Source organism: Pseudomonas sp. 43(2021), assembly GCF_017490805.1.
Classification (GTDB): Bacteria; Pseudomonadota; Gammaproteobacteria; order Pseudomonadales; family Pseudomonadaceae; genus Aquipseudomonas.
Genome location: NZ_JAFGYJ010000311.1, coordinates 1 through 503 on the forward strand (window position 1 = coordinate 1; position 503 = coordinate 503).

At 60.4% G+C, this 503-nt stretch carries 1 protein-coding gene; it reads right to left on the reverse strand.

From position 1 onward, the window contains the following. The coding region (locus tag J5M71_RS27375) for a CoA transferase subunit A (RefSeq protein ID WP_207838681.1) at window positions 1–503 on the reverse strand (503 nt) is incomplete at both ends.

Here is a 503-nt window from a genome sequence, read left to right on the forward strand (position 1 = left end):
GTCGACGTAGATGCCCGGGGTGTGGATCTGCGTCGGGTCGAGTTCGCCGGGCTCGACGATTTCCTCGACTTCGACCACGGTGATCTTGCCGGCGGTCGCGGCCAGCGGGTTGAAATTCTGCGCGGTGTGACGGTAAACGACGTTACCGAAATGGTCGGCCTTCCAGCCTTTGACGATGGCGAAGTCGCCGGTGATGGACTCTTCCATCAGGTATTTGCGCCCCTTGAACTCACGCACTTCCTTGCCTTCAGCAACCGGGGTGCCAACGCCAGTGGCGGTGAAGAACGCCGGAATGCCGGCGCCGCCCGCGCGCATTTTTTCGGCGAGGGTGCCTTGCGGGGTAAGGATGACTTCGATCTCGCCCTTGAGCAGTTGCTCTTCAAACAACTTGTTCTCGCCGACGTAGGAAGCGATGACTTTGCTGATCTGGCGGTCGGTGAGCAGCACGCCAAGGCCGAAACCATCAACGCCGCAGTTGTTGGAAACGACGGTGAGATCACGGG